This window comes from Streptomyces sp. TP-A0356 (assembly GCF_001417775.1).
Classification (GTDB): domain Bacteria; phylum Actinomycetota; class Actinomycetes; order Streptomycetales; family Streptomycetaceae; genus Streptomyces.
This window is the reverse complement of sequence record NZ_BBZJ01000060.1, coordinates 1-3,994: the sequence shown is the minus strand read 5'-3', so window position 1 is coordinate 3,994 and position 3,994 is coordinate 1. Positions and strand designations below refer to the sequence as shown.

The window sequence follows — 3,994 nt, the reverse complement described above, 5'->3', positions numbered from 1 at the left end:
GACGGTGTCGACGGGTTCACCGGGGTTCTCGGCCAGGCCGCGCGCGGTGGTGGCCGGCCGTTCACCGCGGGCCACGGCCTTCAGCGCGGTGAGGAGTTCGTCCCGGTCCGCGCCGACGACGACCGCGCGCTCCTCCAGGAAGGCACGGCCGGTGGCGAGGGTGTGGGCGACGTCCGCGGCGTCGAGGTCGCCGGTCTCGACGCCGACCGCGAGCCGCTCGGCCTGCGCCTTCAGCGCGGCCTCCGAGCGGGCCGACACCAGCCACGGGAGCACGGTCGGGCCGGCGGGCCGCGTCCGCGGGGTTTCCGCCTCTTGGTCGGCTTCCTCGTGCGGCGCCTGTTCGAGGACGACATGGGCGTTGGTGCCGCTGCCGCCGAAGGACGACACACCCGCCCGGCGGGGCCGGCCGGTGTCGGGCCAGGCAACGGCGTCGGTGAGCAGGCGCAGGGCGCCGGAGGACCAGTCCACATGAGGGGTCGGTTCGTCGGCGTGGAGGCTCTTCGGAAGGATGCCGTGCTCCATGGCCTGCACCATCTTGATGACACCGGCAATGCCCGAGGCGGCCTGGGTGTGGCCGACGTTGGACTTGAGCGAGCCGAGCCACAGCGGCCGGTCCTCGGGGCGGTCCTGCCCGTACGTGGCCTGCAGCGCCTGCGCCTCGATCGGGTCACCCAGCTTCGTCCCCGTACCGTGCGCCTCCACCACGTCGACGTCCGCCACCGACAGACCCGCATCCGCCAACGCCGCCCGGATCACCCGCTGCTGCGAGGGACCGTTCGGCGCCGTCAGACCATTCGACGCACCGTCCTGATTGATCGCCGAACCACGGATCACGGCGAGAATCCGATGGCCGTTGCGGCGCGCGTCCGAGAGCCGTTCGAGCAGGACGACACCGACGCCCTCACCCCAGCCTGTGCCGTCCGCTCCCGCGGCGAACGGCTTGCACCGGCCGTCCTCCGCCAGACCGCGCTGCCGACTGAACTCCACGAAGTTCCGGGTGGTGGCCATGACCGTCACTCCGCCCGTGACGGCGAGGGAGCACTCGCCGGAGCGCAGGGACCGTACGGCCATGTGAAGGGCGACGAGCGACGACGAGCACATCGTGTCGAGGCTGACCGCGGGGCCCTCGAAGCCGAAGCTGTAGGAGACCCGGCCGGAGAGGACGGCAGCGGAGCCGCCGGTCAGGATGTGGCCCTCGACGCCCTCGGGCGCGTTGGCGCCGTCGACGGCGTAACCCTGGTTGCTGGAGCCGACGAAGACGCCGGTACTGCTGCCGCGCAGGGTGTTCGGGTCGATGCCCGCCCGTTCGAAGACCTCCCAGGTCGTCTCCAGCAGCAGGCGCTGCTGCGGGTCCATCGCGATCGCCTCGCGCGGCGAGATCTCGAAGAACCCGGCGTCGAACTCGGCGGCGTCATAGAGGAAGGCTCCCTCACGGACGTAGCTGGTGCCGGTTCGGTCGGGGTCGGGATCGTAGAGGGAGTCGAGGTCCCAGCCGCGGTCGGTGGGGAGGGCCGACACGGTGTCGGTGCCGTCGAGGACCAGCTGCCAGAGGTCCTCGGGGGACCGCACACCGCCGGGCATACGGCAGGCCGTGGCCACAATGGCGATGGGTTCCTGCGCACGCGTCTCCATGTCGGCGAGCCTGCGGCGGGTCTGCCGCAGGTCCGTCGTGACCCGCTTGAGGTAGTCGCGGAGCTTGTCCTCGGTGCGTTCCGTGTGTGCCATGGGAAAGCCAGCCCTTCGAGAATCGGGAGTCATGACGGGGCGCCGCTCAGGAGATCCCGAGTTCCCTGTCGATCAGGTCGAACATGTCCTGGTCGGATGCGCCGACCAGTTCCTCGTCGACGGCCGGTCGCATCGGCTCGTCGGTCTCCGCCCAGCTGTCGAGGAGGGTGCGCAGCGCCTCGGTGAGCGCCCGCCGGGCGTCGGGGTCGGTGGTCCGGTGGTACGCGGCGTGCACCTCTGCCAGGCCGGGACGCACCTCGGCCACGGTGTCGCCCGGGGGCGGCAGCAGTTCAGCGGCGAGGTGGTCGGCGAGGGCGTTGGGTGTGGGGTGGTCGAAGACGATGGTCGCGGAGAGCCTGGTACCGAAGGCCGCGCCGAGCCGGTTGCGCAGTTCGACGGCGGTGAGGGAATCGAAGCCCATGTCGCGGAACGCCCGTCCCGGCTTCACTCCGTCGCCGGTTCCGAGGCCGAGCACGGCTCCGACGTGGCTGCGGATCAGCTCCACCAGCTTTCGCCGGCGCTTGTCCTCGGGCAGGTCGGCCAGTTCCCGCAGTAGAGCCGGGATCGAGGCGTCCGCCGTGTCCTCGTCCGAGGCGTTCCGTTCGGCGTGCTGCGCGGCGAGCAGCTCCTGGACCTCGGGCACCTCGTCGATGAGGGGCCGATGCCCGTGTGCGCAGTACGCCGGTACGAAGCGATCCCAGCGGATGTCGGCGACGACGAGCGTCGACTCTTCGGCGGCGACGGCTTCCCTGAGCGCGCGCGCCGCGAGCTGTGGGGGCATCGCGGGGACGCCCCTCCGCAGCAGCTGCTCGCCGACCTCCTCGTCCACCATGCCTCCCCCGGCCCAGGCTCCCCAGGCGATCGAGGTGGCCGGCAGACCCTGGGTCCGCCGCCGGGCGGCGAGGGCGTCCAGGTGGGCGTTGGCGGCGGCGTACGGGGCCTGGCCGCCGTTGCCCCATACCCCGGCTCCGGAGGAGAAGAGGACGAAGGCTTCCAGCGGGTGATCTGCCAGCAGATGCTCGAGGTTCTGCGCCCCGACGACCTTGCCGTGCATCACCGCGACCGCGTCCTCGGGCGTGAGGTCGGTGACGAGGCGTGCCTGCTCCACGGCACCGGCCGTGTGCACCACGGCCGTCAACGGGAACTCGGCCGGAAGCGCGGCCAGAAGCGCGGCCAGCGCCTCCCGGTCGGTCACGTCGCAGGCGGCGACCGTCACCCGGCAGCCGTGCTCGACAAGTTCGCGTTCCAGCTCGGCCGCGCCCGGAGCCTCGGGCCCGCGCCTGCTGACGAGCAGCAGGTGCTCGGCACCGTCCTGGGCGAGCGAGCGCGCGACGTGCGCGCCGAGAGCGCCCGTTCCGCCCGTGACGAGCACGGTGCCGCGCGGTCGCCATGGGTCCGTCGCCGCCGCGGAAGCGGTCAACGGCATGCGGACCATGCGCCGGACGCTGACGCCACCATGGCGTACGGCGTACTCGGTCTCCCGGCCGGTGGCATCCGCGCCCGTGTCCGCGAGCAACGCCGGAAGGAACCGTACGCCGGAGGGGGCATCGTCGGCGGGGAGGTCGACAAGACCACCGCAGCGATCGGGGTCGTCGAGACCTATGACCCGGGCGAGGCCCCATACCGCCGCCTGAGCGGGGTTCGCCGGCGAGTCGCCCTCGGCTACCGTCACGGCACCTCGGGTGAGGCTCCACAGCCGCCCGGGCACTCCGGCGTCGTCCAGGGCCTGCGCCAGTACCAGGGAACCGAGCGTGCCGAGCGAGACGCCTGAACTCCGTTCACTGGCACGGTCGTTCAGGGCGAGAAGCGACAGAACACCGGCCGGCGCCTCGTCGGAGGGGAGTTCCGACATCAGCCGCTCCGTCAGCTCGGCGCGGTCCGCGGCGTCCGGCACGACGAACCGCACCACGCGGGCTCCGGCTTCCTGGACGACGCGTTCCACGGCCGCAACCAGGTCCTCGTCGTCATGCCTCTCGGGGACGACGAGCAGCCAGGTACCGTCCAAGTCGGCAGGACCCGGCTCACGGACGCGTCGCCAGACGACGCCGTAACGCCAACTGTCCAGTGTGGAGCGCTCCTGACGGGAGCGCCGCCATGTCGACAGGGCGGGTACCACCTCCGCCAGCCCGGAGGGATCCCCCACACCCAGCGTCCGCGCCAGCCCCTCCAGATCCTCCGCCTCAACCGTCCGCCAGAACTCCGCCTCCACCCCATCCACCGACCCGGACACCGCCCTGACCGGCTCCAGCCAATACCGCTGCCGCTGAAA

2 protein-coding genes are annotated in these 3,994 nt (G+C 72.1%); both read right to left on the bottom strand.

What is annotated here, in order from left to right; translation table 11 throughout:
* On the bottom strand, positions 1-1,725 hold a 1,725-nt coding region (locus tag ASC56_RS37195), incomplete at its 3' end, for a type I polyketide synthase (RefSeq protein WP_234377264.1).
* Positions 1,726-1,771: 46 nt separating this feature from the next.
* Positions 1,772-3,994, bottom strand: a 2,223-nt coding sequence (locus tag ASC56_RS41025) for an SDR family NAD(P)-dependent oxidoreductase (protein ID WP_159039835.1), incomplete at its 5' end; no start/stop codon positions are given.